This window comes from Spirillospora sp. NPDC052242 (genome assembly GCF_040679555.1).
In the GTDB taxonomy this organism is placed as follows: domain Bacteria; phylum Actinomycetota; class Actinomycetes; order Streptosporangiales; family Streptosporangiaceae; genus Spirillospora.
Genome location: NZ_JBFAUZ010000026.1, coordinates 32,339 through 47,201, shown reverse-complemented (window position 1 = coordinate 47,201; position 14,863 = coordinate 32,339). Strand labels below are relative to the sequence as shown.

The following is a 14,863-nucleotide window of genomic DNA, read 5'->3' as shown; positions in this document are numbered from 1 at the left end:
CCGGGCGCCCGGCCGACCGGCGGGCCCATCGTCACCAGGTGCGTGATCCGGTCGGGGTGTTCGGTGGCGAGCCGCAGCGAGGTCTGCCCGCCCATCGAGTTCCCGACGAACCCGGCCTGCTCGATGCCGAGGGCGTCCAGGAACTGGATCGCCGCCTCGACGTGGTCGAGGCGGTCGACCGTCGCCGCGTCGGAGTCGCCCCAGCCGGGCATGTCCACGGCGTACACGTGGAAGTGCCGGGCGAGCGCCTCGATGTTGGCGGAGAAGTTGCTCCAGCCGGTGGCGCCCGGCCCGCTTCCGTGCAGGAGGACGACGGGGTGCCCGAGATGCGCATCGTCCAGTCGTTGACGGTGAGGGCGCGTGCCCGGGGGTAGATGTCCTCGTCCCGCTCGAACGCGAGGACCGGCGCGGCCGCAGGTCCCGGGAGGAGATCCTGGACGTCGCCTCCCGGATCATGGCGGAGCGCGGGTACGCCGCGACGTCGCTGTCGGTGCTGAGCCGCGAGACCGGCCTGCCGAAGAGCGCGGTGTACCACCACTTCCACTCGAAGGCCGGGCTCCTCTCGGCGGTCATGGCGCGCGGCGCCTACGAGTTCTTCGCGGCGATGCGGCGGGCGCAGGCGGGAGGCCCGGAGGGGGCACGCCGCGCGAGCGGCTGACCTGGTACCTGCTGCGCACCGGCGAGGTGTTCATGGCGCGCCCGGACTTCCTGCGCCTGCACCTGCTGCTGGTGATGAGCGCCGAGGCCGCCGAGGCCGGGGTGGACGCCATCATCGAGCGGGTGCGGCAGGACGGCCGGGCGCACATGAACGCGATGATCGCGGTGTCCTTCGCCGCGGAGGGCGAGGAGATCGCCCAGGCCCTCGCGGACGAACTGGAGTACTTCGGCATCGCCGGGTTCGACGGCGCGTTCGTCGCGCTGCAGGCCGAACCCGACCGCGACCTCGCCGCGCAGATGGCGCTGCTCGCCGAGGCCGTGGCGGCGCTCGGGGAGGCGCGGCTGGCCGCGCTGCGCGCCCGCGCCGCCGCGCCCCGCTGACCCCGGCCGTTCGGCGGGTGCCGTCCGGCCCGTGCTCGTCGCCGGGTCTCGGCGTGGGTCGCTTAGTCTGGGGACCGGCCCGACTTCGGGGAGGTGAGGCCCGCGTGACCGAGCGCAAGCCCGCCGGCATGGGCTTCGAGACCTGGATCGACCGGCAGATCCGCCAGGCGCAGGAGCGCGGCGAATTCGATGATCTTCCCGGCGCGGGCAAGCCTCTTCCCCGTCTCGACCGGCCCTTCAGCGTGGAGCAGTGGGCGGTGGACAAGGCCCGCAGCGAGGGGCTGGACACCGAGGTCATGCTCCCCGAGCCCCTGCGGTTGCGGAAGGAGATCGACCGGCTGCCCGACACCGTTCGCGATCTGCGCTCCGAGCGGGAGGTCCGCGAACTGGTGGCGGATCTGAACCGGCGGGTCGCCGAGTCGCTGCGACGGCCGTCGGAGCTGCCGATCGTGGTTCGCCGGGTCGATCCGGAGGCGGTCGTGGAGCAGTGGCGGGACGCGCGTCCCCGGGCGGCGACGCCTCCCGCGCCGCCGAGCCCACCGCCTGCCGAGCGTCCCGGGCGTCGTCTCTTCCGCTGGTGGCGCAAGCCGAAGGGCTGAGTGCGCGACGCGACCACGCCCGGGAATCGCGTGCCCTGGCCGGGGGACGAACCGGGCTTCAGCGGCCGAGCCCGGCCAGCAGCTTCTCGCTCTCGGTCCAGAGGCGGGCGGCGGCGGCCTCGTCGCGGGCGGCCTCGGCGGGCGTCTCCTCCGCCTTCCGGTGGAAGTACCGGCCGCCGTCGCGCCCGCCTTCGGGATCGGTCGCCAGCCAGACCAGCGTCTCGGCCGGTTGGGCGGCCGGGACGGTGTCGGCCGCGGCCATGTGCTCGCGCATGGCCGCGTCCCCGTGGGAGGCGAAGTTGCTGGCCACCCTGCCGGGATGCATGGCCTGCGCGACGATCCCGTCCGGAGCGGCCCGCCGGGCCAGCTCGCGGGTGAACAGGAGGCCGGCGAGCTTCGCCCGGGCGTAGGCGGCGGCGGTCTGGAAGTCCCGGAGGCTCTGCAGGTCGTCCCAGGCCAGGCCCGCGCAGATGCGGTGGGCGTTCGACGAGACGGCGATGACCCGGACGGACGCCGGGGGCAGGCGGCTCGCGGTCGCCCGCAGCACCGGCGTCAGCTCCCGGGTCAGCAGGAACGGGGCGAGGTGGTTGGCGGCGAAGGTCGCCTCGGTGCCCTCCGCGGTGACGATGCGCCGGTCCCGCACGCCGCCGGCGTTGTTGACGAGGACGTCCAGGCGCGGGACCAGGCCGGCGATCGCCTCGGCCACCCGCCCGACCTCGGCCATCAGGGTGAAGTCGCCGCGCAGCATGGCGAACCCGCCGCCCGCCGCGGCGAGCTCCCGCTCGGCCTCGGCGCAGCGGCCCGGGTCGCGGCCGACGCCGACCACCTGCCAGCCGCGTTCCAGGAGCGCGCGGGCGGTCGCCCGGCCGATTCCCGAGCTGGCCCCGGTGACGACCGCGACGGGCCGGTTCGCATCGAAGGACAACGCTTCCGCCTCTCTCTCGTGATCAGCGCGGCCGGAGGCCGTCCAGCAGCAGGTGGACGGCGAACTCGACCCGTTCGTCGAGCTTCTCCGGCGACGTCGGGCGGCCCGCCACGATGGGGCGGACCTGGCTGCCGACGACCATGGCCATGAAGGCCCGGGCGGCCTGCTGGGAGTTCGTGGGGACGATCTCCCCTGCGGCGGCCGCGCGGTCGAGGAGTCCGGCGACGAAGTCGACCACCCGGACCGTGTCCAGCTCGAACGCGGCGACGAAGATCTCCGGGAAGCGGTAGCTCTCGGTGTTGACGATCCGTTGCAGGCGCAGCCCGTCCGGCGTCGTCACCTGGTCGATCCGCAGCCGCGCGACCGCCTTCAGCGTCGCGGCGAGGTCGCCGCGGTCGAGCTCCTCGAGCGCCTCCGGCGACACGGCCTGCCGCTCGATGGCGCGCAGCACGGCGGCGAGGAACAGCGCGGACTTCTCGGAGTAGCGCGCGTAGATGGTCCGCTTGGTCATGGCGACGCGGGAGGCGATCATCTCGATCGTCGCCTGCTCGTAGCCGTGCTCGAGGAACAGGTCCAGCGCGGTGTCGAGCAGCTCCGCGTGGCGGGCCTCGGCCTGCTCGCGGGTGGGCCGCCCGGCCCCGCGGCGCGCCGGCCGGCGTGCGTCCGTCATGCCGTCCCCCTCCCGGCGGTCTCTTGCATCCGCACCTCCCTCGCGTTAATGATACGTACGAGTTGCCATTTTTTCGAGACCGGACACGGTCCCAGGGAAGGATGCCCTGTGAGCTCTGCTGTGGAGAAGCTGTTGCGGCTGGCCGACGCGCCGGACCGCTTCGACCACTCCCACGCCGACCTGCGCGAGACCCAGCTGGCGGCGCTCGACGAGCGCCTCCGGGAGCGCCGCGGCCGCATCGCGCTGCTGGCGCGCCGCGCCGAGGACGCCGGCGTCGGCGAGATCCGCGACCGCGCCGACATGGTCCCGCTGCTGTTCCCGCACACCGCCTACAAGAGCTACCCGGAGAGCTTCCTGACCGAGGAGAGGTGGGACCGGCTCGGCAAGTGGCTGGGGACGGTCTCGCCGTACCCGATCGGGCCCGTCGACACGTCGGACGTCGCCGGCATCGACGACTGGATCGCGCGGCTGGAGGCCGCGGGCCACTACGTGTCCTGCTCCAGCGGGACGACCGGCAAGTCGGCCCTCCTGATCGCCTCGGAACGCGACATGGACTGGACGCGCAAGGACACCGTCAACGTCTTCTCCTGGGGCTCGGGCGTCCGCCCCGCCCGGGACCGGCGGATGATCGGCCTCGGCGCCACCGCCGCCGTCCCGAAGAACGTGATCACCGCGCAGGCCCAGGAGGCGGCCTTCGGGGACCCGGCCAGGGAACGCTTCCGCCCCCCGCTGCCGCCGATCACCGTCGGCTCGCTGACCCGGACGGTCGTGCTCCGCAAGAAGATCGCCGACGGCACCGCGCGGCCCGAGGAGATCGCCGACTTCGAGCGGACGTCGCAAGAACGGCGGCGGGCGGTGGACGAGGCGGTGACCGCCACCGCCGAGGCGCTCGTCCGCCACCGAGAGGAGAAGCTGTACATCGCGGGGATGTGGAACAGCCTGTACCAGGTGGCCAGGGCGGTGCGCGACATGGGCTACGCGGCCGCGGACTTCCACCCCGACAACTGCGTCTACGTCGGAGGCGGCCTCAAGCGGGCGCAGCTGCCGGACGACTACCAGGAGTACGTCCACCGGACGTTCAACATCCCGGCCGAACGGGACTTCCAGAACTACTCCATGCAGGAGCTCAACTCCGGCATGCCGAAGTGCCGGAAGGGCGGCCGCTACCACGTGCCGCCCTGGGTCGTCCCCTTCGTCCTGGACGAGCCGGGCGACGCGCTGCTCCCGCACGAGCGCGGCGAGGTGCAGGGCCGGGCCGCCTTCTTCGACCTCTCCCTCGACGGCCGCTGGGGCGGCGTGATCACCGGCGACCGGATCTCGCTCGACCTCGATCCCTGCGCCTGCGGCGCCGGCGGGCCGACGGTGCGCGACGACATCGCCCGCTACGCCGACCTCGCCGGTGACGACAAGATCGGCTGCGCCGGCACCGTGGACGCCTACGTCCGGGGGCTGTCGTGACCGTGAGCCGCACCCGCCCGCCGTCCGCCGAGCCCGTCGTGACCGCGCCGTTCTTCCAGCGCGGCGACGTGGTCGAGGGGAACGACACCGTGCACCGGTCCCGCGACCTCGGCGTCGCGTTCGCGACGCCGCGCCTCGCCATGGACCGGATCGTGCATCCGCGGGACGAGGTGCCGCCGCTGCTCGACGTCCCGCTCGCGGAGATCATCGACTTCCTCGTCGAGACCGGTGCGCGCCTCCGCGACCCCGGCAACCCGTTCGTGCGGGACTGCGTCGACCGCATGTCGGCCACGCACGTCCTGCCGCGCCAGGTGCTGGAAGCGCAGGTCGCCGGGGCGGCGTCGTACCTCGACGGGCGGCTGCTGCGGACCGTGGTCGAGCAGAACTTCCCCGACCCCGCGGCGCTGGACGGCTGGATCCCCAAGCAGGACCACACCGGACGCAGGAGTTACGTGCGGGCGTTCGCGCCCCGGCTGATCCATGTGCTGCCGGGCAACTCCCCCGGCGTCGCGGTGAAGTCCATCGCCCAGGGCGCGCTGGTCAAGGGCGTCAACCTGTTCAAGATGTCGTCCAGCGACCCGTTCACCACGGTCGCGATCCTGCGGACCATGGCCGCGATCGACCCGGGCCACCCCGTCGTGCGGTCGATGTCGGCGGTCTACTGGCGCGGCGGCGACGACACGGTCGAGCGCGTCCTGTACCGCCCGCAGTACTTCGACAAGATCGTCGCCTGGGGCGGCGGCGACGCGATCGACAACGTGATCAAGTATCTCGGCCCCGGTTTCCAGCTGGTGTCGTTCGACCCGAAGACCTCGATCTCGATGGTCGGCCGGGAGGCGTTCGCGTCGGACGAGACCCTCGACCTCGCCGCCGGGCTCGCCGCCTCCGACGTCATGGTCCTCAACCAGGAGGCGTGCGTCGCCAGCCGCTTCGTCTACCTCGAGGCGGACCGCGCCGGCGCCGACCGCTTCTGCGCGCGGCTGCACGCGCACATCGCCGCGAAGGCGGCCGCCTCCGGCGACGCCCGTCCGCTGGACCGGGACCTGCGCGAGCAGATCGACACGCTGGCGATGCTCGACGACGAGTTCCGCGTCTGGGGCAGGACGGACGGCACGGGCCTGGTGATCCGGTCCGACGAGCCCGTCGACTTCCATCCGATCAACAAGGTCGTGAACGTCGTGCGGGTGGACTCGCTCGACCACGCGGTCGGGTTCGTCAACGTGGCGACGCAGACGGTCGGCTTCTACCCGTTCGACCGGACGGCCGACTACCGCGATCGTCTCGCGAGCTGCGGCGCCCAGCGCGTCGTCCGGCTGGGCGAGGCGGGCCCCAGCACCATCGGCAACCCCCACGACGCCATGTACCCGCTGCACCGCTTCGTGCACTGGATGGCGCACGAAGACGGCACCGTGCCGCCCTGATCGGCCCCTGATCCCCCGCCCGCGCCGTGACCCCTCGCGGCGGCCGTCCGTCCGGCCGTCGCGGAGGGGCGCGGCGCGTCGATCCAGGTGCCGGCCCGTCGGGCCGACACCTGTATTCGGCATGCCTGAATTCGCGGCGACCTTCACGAATGGCCTGACACGGAGAACGTGAATGGCATTCTCATTCACATGCCGTTCGCGGGCCGTCGTCCGTCGCTGTTCACAGCCCCGCGAGCCCTTCCCGCAGCGACCGCGCATTGCCATCAAGGCCGCGTGTACGGAGCAACATTCTCGAAATCGACACTTGTTTTTCTCGTATACCGCAATTACTGTTCTCGCCATCGGCGCAGGTCGGCGGGGGTCACGCCCTCTTCCGGTCCGGATCGCCGTCCGCCCGCCGGAGCGCTACAGGAAGGCGAGCCGCATGTTGCTCACCGTCGTCAGCCGGATCGGCCGCGGTCTCCTCGTCGTACTGCTCGTCAGCTTCGCCGTGGTGGGGCTGATGAGCCTGGCGCCCGGCTCCGTCGCGGAGGTCATTCTCGGCGAGAACGCGACGCCCGAGGCGATCGCCGCGCTGAACGCGGAACTGGGCATGGACCGGCCGTTCCTGGCACGGTACCTGGACTGGCTCGGCGACGCGCTGCGGGGTGACCTGGGCACCTCCCCGCTGACCAACCAGCCCGTGACCGAAGCGATCATGGAGCGGCTGCCGGTGACGCTGCAGCTCGCCGCCATGGCGCTGCTCATCGCCCTGGCCGTCGCGGTGCTGCTGGCCGTCGCGTCGGCGGTGCGGCCCGGCGGCCCGGTGGACCGGGCCGTGAACGTGGTGTCGTCGGTCTTCCTGTCGGTGCCGGCGTTCATCGCCGGGCCCGTGCTGATCTACGTGTTCGCGCTGCAGCTCGGCTGGTTCCCCGTGATCGGCTGGTCGGACGTCGACGAGGGGCTGGCCGCGAACCTGCGCGGCGCGCTGCTCCCGGCGGTCTCGATCGCGCTGATCGAGATCGCGGCGTTCCACCGCGTCCTGCGCGAGGACCTCGTCGGAACGCTCCGGGAGGACTTCGTCGGGGCCGCGCGGGCGAAGGGGATGAGCCCGTCCTACGTGATGTTCCGGCATGCGCTGCGGCCGTCGTCGATGTCGCTGATCACGCTCGCCGGCATCAACCTCGGCCGGCTGGTCGGCGGAACGGTGATCGTGGAGTCGCTGTTCCTGCTGCCCGGGCTCGGCCAGTTGCTGACGACCTCGATCGTGTCACGCGATCTGATCACGGTGCAGGGAGTGGTGGTGTTCGTCGCGGTGGTCTATGTCGTGATCAACACGGCGGTCGATCTGAGCTACCGGCTGATCGACCCCCGGGTACGGAAGGCGGCCCTGGCATGACGCAGTCCGAGGCCGTCGCGGGACGTGTCGCGCCGCCGGTCGTCCCGCGGGTGCGCAGGCCGCGCTCGGTGCTGGTGTTCGCCGCCTACGCCTGGCTGGCCGCGGTGATCGGGATGGCGCTGCTCGCGAGCCTGCTGCCGCTGGCGCCGTACATCACGGCGGTCGGCGTCCCGCACCAGGGCCCGCGGTGGGGGTCGCTGGAACTGTCCATGGGCACTGACTACCTGGGACGGTCGATCCTGTCGCGGGCCGTCCACGGGGCGCGGGTCTCGCTCGTGGTCGGCACCGTCGCGAGCCTGATCGGCGTCGTCGTCGGGGGCCTGCTCGGGATGCTCGCCGGCTACCTGGGCGGGCGGCTGGACGCGGTGGTGCGGCTGCTGACCGACGCGATGCTGGCGTTCCCGCCGCTCATCCTGCTGATGGCGCTGTCGTCCGTCCTCACCCCCAGCATGGGGACGCTGCTGCTCGGCCTGACGCTGCTGGTGATCCCCACGTTCGTCCGGCTGGCGCGGGCGAACACGCTGGCCTGGTCGGCGCGGGAGTTCGTGCTGGCGGCGCGGAACATGGGCGCGGGGCACCGCGCGATCCTGCTGAAGGAGATCCTGCCCAACGTGCTGCCGACGCTCGCGGCGTACCTGCCGGTCGTGATGGCGGCGATGATCGTCGCGGAGGGGTCGCTGAGCTTCCTCGGGCTGGGCATCCCGCCGCCCACCCCGAGCTGGGGCGGGATGATCGAGGACGGCAAGGACGCCATCACCGACTCCCCGCACATGGTGCTCATGCCCGCGCTGATCATCTTCCTCACCGTGTTCTCGCTGAACCTGGCCGGTGACCACCTCCGGCGGCGGTTCGACCGCACGCTGCAGGACTGACCGTCCGTCCCGTTGCCGGATCGCTGACGAGAGGTCGACGATGACGCGAACCAGACGTTTCCAGGCGGCCGCGGCGGCCCTGGCCGCCGCGCTGCTCACGGCCGCGTGCAGCGGCCCGGCCGCCGACACCTCCACCGGGCCGGCCGGTGCCCCGGTGCGGGGCGGCACCGCCTCCATCCTCATGATCAACGAACCGCGGAGCCTGGACCCCGCGGCCATCTCGAACGTGTGGGCGTTCGGCGCCGCCCTGGGCAACGCCCTGTACGGGACGCTGATGACCAACGACGTCCGCACCGGTGAGATCGGCTACAAGATGGCCGAGAGCTTCACCACCGACGACGGCGGCGCGACCTTCGAACTGAAGCTGCGGGAGGGACTGACCTTCACCGACGGCACCCCGCTGGACGCGGACGCGGTGAGGTTCAACTGGGACCGGATCCGGGACCCGGCCAACGGGTCCTCCTCCATCCGGTACGCCGCGATGATCGCCTCGACCGAGGCGGTGGACGCCACGACGCTGCGGGTCCGGCTGCGGTCACCGGTCCCGAACTTCGCCCAGAACGTCGTCATCGGGGCGATGAACTGGATCGCGTCGCCGGCGGCCCTGAAGAAGGGAGCGCGCTCGTTCGACGCCCGGCCGGTCGGCGCGGGGCCGTTCACCCTGAAGTCGTGGACCCGGCAGGACAAGGTCGAGCTGGTCCGCAACCCGCGGTACTGGGACGCGCCCAAGCCCTACCTCGACGGCCTCGTCCTGCGCTCCACCTCCGACACGATGCAGCGGCTGAGCACGCTGCTCAGCGGGGACGTCGACGTGGTCATCGACACGAGCTGGAAGACGATCCAGAAGGCGCGCGAAGCCGGCTTCTCGGCGGACGTCGTGCGGATGAGCGGCGGGCAGTCCCTGACCATGAACCTGCGCAGGCCGCCGTTCAACGACCTGCGCGCGCGCAAGGCGGTGTCCGCCGCGCTGGATCTGCAGGCGACGAACCTGTCCCTCTACAACGGGCACGGGGAGATTCCGACGCGCCTCTTCGACGAGTCCTCGCCGTTCTACTCCGACGTCGAGCTGAGAAGGCACGACAAGGAGGCCGCGCAGAGGCTGTTCGACGAGCTGGCCGCCGAGGGGAAGCCCGTCGAGTTCACCTTCACCACCCAGAACAGCACCGAATCCCGGGGCGTGGCGGAGAGCATCCAGGCGCAGCTCGCCGCGTTCGACAACGTCGATGTCGAGATCCGGACCATCGACAGCGCGGACACCGCCTCGATCTACGCCTCGTACGACTTTGACATGCTGATCTCGTCCACCCTGATCGTGGACCCCGAGCCCCAGCTGTGGGACGTCTTCCACAGCAGGTCCCGCTCCAACCTGGCGGGCGTCGCCGATCCGCAGCTGGACGAGGCCCTGGACAAGGGGCGCACGTCGACGTCGCTCGAAGAGCGCAAGGCCGCCTACAAGACGGCCCAGGAGCGGCTGGCCGCGCTCGTCCCCGTCATCTACTACACCCGCGCCGCGCCCGCCGTCGAGACGGCCGGGCACGTCCACGGCGCCCGGCAGTACGGATGGGGCTCCTTGCTCCCCGAGGAACTCTGGACGACGCGATGAGGCAGGCCACCCGGACGAGAGGCTCGATCATGACGGCTGAACCCGTGCTTCAGGTGCGGAACCTGCACGCCTACATCGGCACCCCGCGGGGCGTCGTCCGGGCCGTGCAGGACGTGTCCCTCGACGTCGGCCGCGCGCAGTCGCTCGGTGTGGTCGGCGAGTCGGGGTCGGGCAAGTCGATGACGGCCCGGGCGATCATGGGGCGGCTCCCGCCGCGCGCGGAGTGCTCGGGGCAGGTCCTGTTCAAGGGCCGGGACCTGCTGACCATGCCGCGCAAGCAGCTGGCCGAGATCTGGGGCAAGCACATCGCGATGGTGTTCCAGGATCCCGGCCGGTCCCTCAACCCGGTCGTGCGGGTGGAGCGCCAGCTCACCGAGGGCATGCGCAAGCTCCTCGGCCTCGGCCGCTCCGAGGCCCGCGGCCGGGCCGTCGGCCTCCTGGGCGAGGTCGGCGTGCCCGACCCCGAACGGCGCCTGCGCGCCTACCCGCACGAGCTGTCGGGCGGCATGCGCCAGCGCGTCATGATCGCCATCGCGCTGGCCTGCGAGCCCGACCTGCTCATCGCCGACGAGCCGACGACCGCCCTCGACGTGACGATCCAGCGGCAGATCCTCGACCTGCTGCGGCGGGTGCAGCGCGACCGCGGGATGTCGCTGCTGCTGATCAGCCACGACCTCGCCGTCGTCGCCGGGCAGACCGACCGGGTCGCCGTGATGTACGCCGGGCGGCTCGCCGAGGTCGGCGCGACCCGGCGGGTGTTCGCGGCGCCCCGCCACCGCTACACCCACGCCCTGCTGGAGGCGACGCCGACGCTCGAGCACGAGCGCGCCGCGCCGCTCCGGCTGATCCCCGGCACGCTGCCGGATCCGACGAGGCTGCCGGAGGGATGCCGGTTCACGGCGCGGTGCGCCCACGCGGACGACGCATGCCGCGAGCCCGGGCCGCGCCTGGCGGAGATCGCGCCGGACCACCACGTCGCCTGCGTCCGTCCCGTGGCCGCGCACGCGGCCGCGGACCTGGAGGGAGCTGATCTCGATGGCCGGTAGCGGGACCGCGCACCTGCGCGGCGACCGGGCGCTGCTGTCGGTGGAGGACCTCGTCGTCGAGTACCCCGGCGCGGCGGGCACCGTCCGGGCGGTCTCGAAGGTGAGCTTCGACGTCCTGCCCGGAGAGACCCTCGGCATCGTCGGCGAGTCCGGATGCGGCAAGTCCACCACCGGGCGGGCCCTGCTGCGCCTGGACCGGGTGACCTCCGGCCGCATCGTCTTCGACGGCGAGCGCATCGAGCGCGCGGGCGAGCGGCGCATGCGGGAGCTCCGCCGCCGCATGCAGATGATCTTCCAGGATCCCGTCGCCTCGCTCAATCCCCGCCGCGCGGTCGCCGACATCGTCGTCGAGGGCCTCGCCGCCACCGGCGCGTCCGCCGCCGAGCGCTCGGCGAAGTCGGCGGACGTGCTCGCCAAGGTCGCCCTCTCCGACGACCGCTTCACCCGCATGCTCCCCCGGCAGCTCTCGGGAGGGCAGGCGCAGCGCGTCGCGATCGCCCGGGCCCTCGCCGTCGAGCCGCAGCTGCTGCTGTGCGACGAGCCGGTGTCCGCGCTCGACGTGTCCGTCCAGGCGCAGATCCTCAACCTCATCGCCGATCTCAAGGCCGAGTACGACCTCACCGTCCTGTTCATCGCCCACGACCTCGGCGTCGTCCGCACCATCAGCGACAACGTCCTGGTCATGTACCTGGGCAAGGTGTGCGAGTTCGGCGACGCCGCCGAGGTCTACGACTCCCCCGCCCATCCCTACACCCGCGCCCTCCTCGACTCGGTCCCGCTCACCGACCCCGACCGCCGGTTCACCGGCCCCGCCCTCGAAGGCGACATCCCCTCGCCCCTCTCCCCGCCCACCGGGTGCCGTTTCCGCACCCGCTGCCCGTTCGCGCAGGAGCGCTGCGCCGACGAGGAACCGCAGGTCCGCGAGATCCGGCCGGGCCAGTACGCCGCCTGCCACTTCCCCTTGGGGGAGGCGAGCGAGAAGGCCGGTTAGAAGCGCGCCCCGTTCGGCGAGAGCCGCCCGGCAAGGCCCGTCCGCGTTCCGGCGGACGGGCCTTGCCATGTCGACGCCCGGAACCGGGCGGTGCCCTCGAAGGGACCCTTGACAGGGTTCCAGCATGCACACATACTCCCGAATATAGAAAGATCTTTCGCTATTGCGAAAGCCTCGACGTGCAGGAGAGGGCGGCTCATGGTCAAGCTCGAACCCGTCACCGGGGATCCGGATCAGCTCAGGCAGGCGTACGGCTGTTTCCCCAGCGGCGTCACCGCCCTCTGCGCGCTCGACGGCGGCGAGCCGGCCGGCATGGCCGCGAGCGCGTTCACCTGTGTCTCGATCGATCCCGGGCTGGTCTCGGTGTGCCTGCGGAACTCCTCCGCCACCTGGCCCCGGCTCCGCCGGTCCGACCGGCTCGGCGTCAGCGTGCTCGCCGAGCACCACGACGAGGCGTGCCGCGCGCTGTCGCTGAAATCCGGCGACCGGTTCGCCGGCGTCGGCTGGAGCGCCCGCGCGACCGGGGCGGTGTTCGTCCTGGACGCGGTCGCCTGGCTGGAGTGCTCGATCGCGGACGAGCTTCCGGCGGGCGATCACACGATCGCGCTGCTGGCCGTCCACGCCCTGCGGATCGACCCCGGCCGCCGCCCGCTGATCTTTCACGGCAGCCGTTTCCGGCAGCTCGTCGCCGCCTGACGGACAGAGCGTCCCGACCGAGAAGAGGAACGACGTGAAGCTCGACCTGATGTACGAGTTCCAGCCGAAGCCCGGACCGCACGGGGAGCCCTTCCCGGACGGGCAGAAGCGCGCGGAGCGGCAGATCTACGCGGAGGCGTTCGAGCAGATCCGGCTCGCCGACCGCCTCGGCTTCCAGACCGTCTGGGCCGTCGAGCACCACTTCCGCGAGGGACGGTCCGCCTGCCCGAGCAACGAGACCGTCCTCGGCGCGCTGTCCCAGATCACCGAGAACATCCGGCTCGGGTTCGGCGTGGTGCTGCTCCCGCCGGGGTTCCAGCACCCGGTGCGGGTCGCCGAGAAGGTCGCCACCGTGGACGTGCTGAGCGGCGGCCGCGTCGAATGGGGATCGGGACGATCCACGCCCAACGAGCAGCTCGCGTTCGGCGTCCCCGCCGACGACCGTTCGCGCGACATGTGGCGCGAGGCGTTCGAGTTCGTCATCGAGGCCTGGAGCAAGGAACGGATGGCGTGGAAGTCGGAGAACATCGACTTCCCCGAGCGGTTCATCACCCCGCGCCCCTACCAGGACCCGCATCCCCCGGCCTGGCTCGCCGCCGCGAGCGCGACGTCCGCGTACAACGCCGGGAAGCTCGGCCTCGGCCTCCTGTCGTTCGCCCTCATGCAGCCGGTCGAGAAGATGGCGGAGGCGATCGAGACCTACCGCCGCGGCCAGGCCGACTGCGAACGGCCGCTCCCCCGGTTCAAGAACGACCGGGTCGGCGCCTACACCCTCGTCCACTGCACGGACGACCCCGAGGAGGCCGAGCGGTACGGCATCTGGGAGTCGGTCAAGTGGTGGTACCAGAACCTCGCCGAGTTCATGCTCGAGTGGGAGCTGGCGCACCTGCCGGAGGAAGAGAAGGGGAAGGCGTTTCCGCTCCTGGAGCCGACGATCCGGGGCGATATCGACATCGCCCGCTACACCGAGCAGGACATGATCATCGTCGGGACGCCCGAGGAGTGCCTCCGCAAGATCCTCCGGTACGAGGAGGCGGGCGTCGACCAGCTCCTGTGCTACTCCCAGTTCGGGTCGCTGCCACACGAGAAGGTGATGCGCAGCATCGAGCTGCTCGGCACCGAGGTCATCCCGCGGCTGGAGAAGCGCGGGCATCGCGTCGACTACGGCGCCCTGTTCGAGGGCGCCTGACCGTGGCCGCGGTCCGGCGGCCACGGTCAGGCGGGAATCCTGCCCCGGGTCCGCTTGGTGACGACGGTGGCGCAGGCCTTGACCCGCTCGCCGATGTCGGTGATCTCCCGCCCGGTCAGGCGGGGGGAGAAGCCGCTGGCGGTGACGGCGACGAACACGCGGCCGTCGGCGTCGAACACCGGCGCCGACGCCATCCCGAGTTCGTACTCCGTCTCCGGTTCGAGGCGGGGCAGGTCGTAGTCGTCGTGCAGCGAGATCGTCTCCATGAGCTTCTCGCGGCCTCCCCCGCCGTCCGCGCCGGGCGCGGTCGGGGGCGCGGGGAGGGGCCGCCCCGTCGGCCCGACGCGTCCCAGCGCGTACCCGCGGTCGCGGACGGCCGTCAGCGCCTCCTCGACCCGGTCGCGGTCCAGGTCGACCGGGGCGCGCCCGAGCCAGGCCTCCACCTCGCCCGGGTCCGCCCACGCCATGAAGACCAGGCCGAGCGGCGGGACGAGCGGCACCCGCTCGCCCTCCCGGAACCCGGGTCCGTAGCGCGAGCCCTTTCCGCCCACGGCGACGAACACGATGTCGGCGGGCGTGGCCGCCGTGACGACCACGTCCGCGTCGAGTTCGGCGGCGAGTCCGCCGAGCTCCTCGGTGGCGACGCGGATCGCCGGATGCTGGTCCAGCGCGGCCATCCCCGCGCTGACCAGCGCCGGTCCGAGACCGTAGGTCCGCCGGACGGGATGCCGCCCGAGGTAGCCGGTCTCCTCGAGGACGGCGAGGACCGCGTGCGCGGAGCCGAGGCTCATGCCGGTGCGCCGGGCGATGTCGGAGATCGTGAACTGCTCGCCGCGGTGCGTGACGAGCAGATCGATGATCTTCAGGGCTCGCTCGGCGGCGGGCGCCGGTCGTGCCATCGCGTCCTCCCTGCGGGTCCGGCCTATGCCCGCCTCGGGCGGACGCTGTGCAACGTATCGCACCGGTGTCCGCGCGGG

Annotated in this window: 15 protein-coding genes and 1 pseudogene; 12 read left to right on the top strand and 4 right to left on the bottom strand. The window is 72.2% G+C overall.

From position 1 onward, the window contains the following. Positions 1–26: 26 nt before the first annotated feature. A pseudogene (locus tag AB0L25_RS21940) lies at positions 27–305 on the bottom strand (alpha/beta fold hydrolase); the annotation flags it as partial. Positions 306–430: 125 nt separating this feature from the next. Between AB0L25_RS21940 and AB0L25_RS21935 the strand changes: the two are divergent. From AB0L25_RS21935 to AB0L25_RS21925, 3 genes are all read left to right on the top strand, one after another. Beyond that, the gene (locus AB0L25_RS21935; RefSeq protein WP_500174558.1) at positions 431–658 is read left to right on the top strand and encodes a TetR family transcriptional regulator; all 228 of its coding nucleotides are present in this window, start codon (positions 431–433) and stop codon (positions 656–658) included. Positions 659–690: 32 nt separating this feature from the next. Continuing rightward, positions 691–1,038: a hypothetical protein gene (locus AB0L25_RS21930; protein ID WP_500174489.1), complete on the top strand. Its 348-nt coding sequence runs from the start codon at positions 691–693 to the stop codon at positions 1,036–1,038. A 104-nt stretch (positions 1,039–1,142) separates the two neighbouring features. After that, positions 1,143–1,637 (top strand): DnaJ family domain-containing protein, encoded by a 495-nt coding sequence (locus tag AB0L25_RS21925; RefSeq protein WP_500174488.1) that lies wholly within the window; start codon positions 1,143–1,145, stop codon positions 1,635–1,637. A gap of 58 nt (positions 1,638–1,695) precedes the next feature. On the opposite strand, the gene AB0L25_RS21920 is transcribed toward AB0L25_RS21925, so the two are convergent. Beyond that, positions 1,696–2,562: an SDR family NAD(P)-dependent oxidoreductase gene (locus tag AB0L25_RS21920; RefSeq protein ID WP_500174487.1), complete on the bottom strand. Its 867-nt coding sequence runs from the start codon at positions 2,560–2,562 to the stop codon at positions 1,696–1,698. Between the two features lie 22 nt (positions 2,563–2,584). Continuing rightward, entirely contained in the window at positions 2,585–3,232 is a 648-nt protein-coding gene (locus tag AB0L25_RS21915; RefSeq protein WP_500174486.1) for a TetR/AcrR family transcriptional regulator, read from the bottom strand. 108 nt (positions 3,233–3,340) lie between these two features. Between AB0L25_RS21915 and AB0L25_RS21910 the strand changes: the two genes are divergently transcribed. From AB0L25_RS21910 to AB0L25_RS21870, 9 genes are all read left to right on the top strand, one after another. Continuing rightward, positions 3,341–4,690 carry a hypothetical protein gene (locus tag AB0L25_RS21910; RefSeq protein ID WP_500174485.1) on the top strand — a complete coding sequence of 450 codons (1,350 nt, stop codon included), beginning with the start codon at positions 3,341–3,343 and terminating at the stop codon, positions 4,688–4,690. Next, the gene (locus tag AB0L25_RS21905; protein WP_500174484.1) at positions 4,687–6,111 is read left to right on the top strand and encodes an acyl-CoA reductase; all 1,425 of its coding nucleotides are present in this window, start codon (positions 4,687–4,689) and stop codon (positions 6,109–6,111) included. Before AB0L25_RS21910 ends, AB0L25_RS21905 begins: the two co-directional genes overlap by 4 nt. Before the next feature lie 424 nt (positions 6,112–6,535). Then, positions 6,536–7,489, top strand: a complete 954-nt coding sequence (locus AB0L25_RS21900; RefSeq protein ID WP_500174483.1) for an ABC transporter permease — start codon at positions 6,536–6,538, stop codon at positions 7,487–7,489. After that, positions 7,486–8,361 (top strand): ABC transporter permease, encoded by an 876-nt coding sequence (locus AB0L25_RS21895; RefSeq protein WP_500174482.1) that lies wholly within the window; start codon positions 7,486–7,488, stop codon positions 8,359–8,361. Before AB0L25_RS21900 ends, AB0L25_RS21895 begins: the two co-directional genes overlap by 4 nt. A gap of 40 nt (positions 8,362–8,401) precedes the next feature. Next, positions 8,402–9,964, top strand: coding sequence for an ABC transporter substrate-binding protein (locus AB0L25_RS21890; protein ID WP_500174481.1), 1,563 nt, complete (start codon positions 8,402–8,404; stop codon positions 9,962–9,964). 29 nt (positions 9,965–9,993) lie between these two features. Next, positions 9,994–11,010 carry an ABC transporter ATP-binding protein gene (locus AB0L25_RS21885; protein ID WP_500174480.1) on the top strand — a complete coding sequence of 339 codons (1,017 nt, stop codon included), beginning with the start codon at positions 9,994–9,996 and terminating at the stop codon, positions 11,008–11,010. Continuing rightward, complete coding sequence (locus tag AB0L25_RS21880) at positions 11,000–12,001, top strand: ABC transporter ATP-binding protein (RefSeq protein WP_500174479.1); 1,002 nt, start codon at positions 11,000–11,002, stop codon at positions 11,999–12,001. Before AB0L25_RS21885 ends, AB0L25_RS21880 begins: the two co-directional genes overlap by 11 nt. 198 nt (positions 12,002–12,199) lie before the next feature. Next, entirely contained in the window at positions 12,200–12,697 is a 498-nt protein-coding gene (locus AB0L25_RS21875) for a flavin reductase family protein (protein WP_500174478.1), read from the top strand. A gap of 34 nt (positions 12,698–12,731) precedes the next feature. After that, positions 12,732–13,886, top strand: coding sequence for an LLM class flavin-dependent oxidoreductase (locus tag AB0L25_RS21870; protein WP_500174477.1), 1,155 nt, complete (start codon positions 12,732–12,734; stop codon positions 13,884–13,886). Between the two features lie 26 nt (positions 13,887–13,912). Here the strand turns inward: AB0L25_RS21870 and AB0L25_RS21865 are convergent, their stop codons facing one another. Beyond that, positions 13,913–14,785, bottom strand: a complete 873-nt coding sequence (locus tag AB0L25_RS21865; RefSeq protein WP_500174476.1) for an IclR family transcriptional regulator — start codon at positions 14,783–14,785, stop codon at positions 13,913–13,915. Positions 14,786–14,863: the final 78 nt, after the last annotated feature.

Coding starts and splice junctions, on each gene's coding strand:
- AB0L25_RS21900 (WP_500174483.1), top strand. CDS start 6,536: ATGTTGCTCACCGTCGTCAGCCGGATCGGCCGCGGTCTCCTCGTCGTA.
- AB0L25_RS21875 (WP_500174478.1), top strand. CDS start 12,200: ATGGTCAAGCTCGAACCCGTCACCGGGGATCCGGATCAGCTCAGGCAG.
- AB0L25_RS21930 (WP_500174489.1), top strand. CDS start 691: ATGGCGCGCCCGGACTTCCTGCGCCTGCACCTGCTGCTGGTGATGAGC.
- AB0L25_RS21880 (WP_500174479.1), top strand. CDS start 11,000: ATGGCCGGTAGCGGGACCGCGCACCTGCGCGGCGACCGGGCGCTGCTG.
- AB0L25_RS21865 (WP_500174476.1), bottom strand. CDS start 14,785: ATGGCACGACCGGCGCCCGCCGCCGAGCGAGCCCTGAAGATCATCGAT.
- AB0L25_RS21885 (WP_500174480.1), top strand. CDS start 9,994: ATGACGGCTGAACCCGTGCTTCAGGTGCGGAACCTGCACGCCTACATC.
- AB0L25_RS21890 (WP_500174481.1), top strand. CDS start 8,402: ATGACGCGAACCAGACGTTTCCAGGCGGCCGCGGCGGCCCTGGCCGCC.
- AB0L25_RS21895 (WP_500174482.1), top strand. CDS start 7,486: ATGACGCAGTCCGAGGCCGTCGCGGGACGTGTCGCGCCGCCGGTCGTC.
- AB0L25_RS21915 (WP_500174486.1), bottom strand. CDS start 3,232: ATGACGGACGCACGCCGGCCGGCGCGCCGCGGGGCCGGGCGGCCCACC.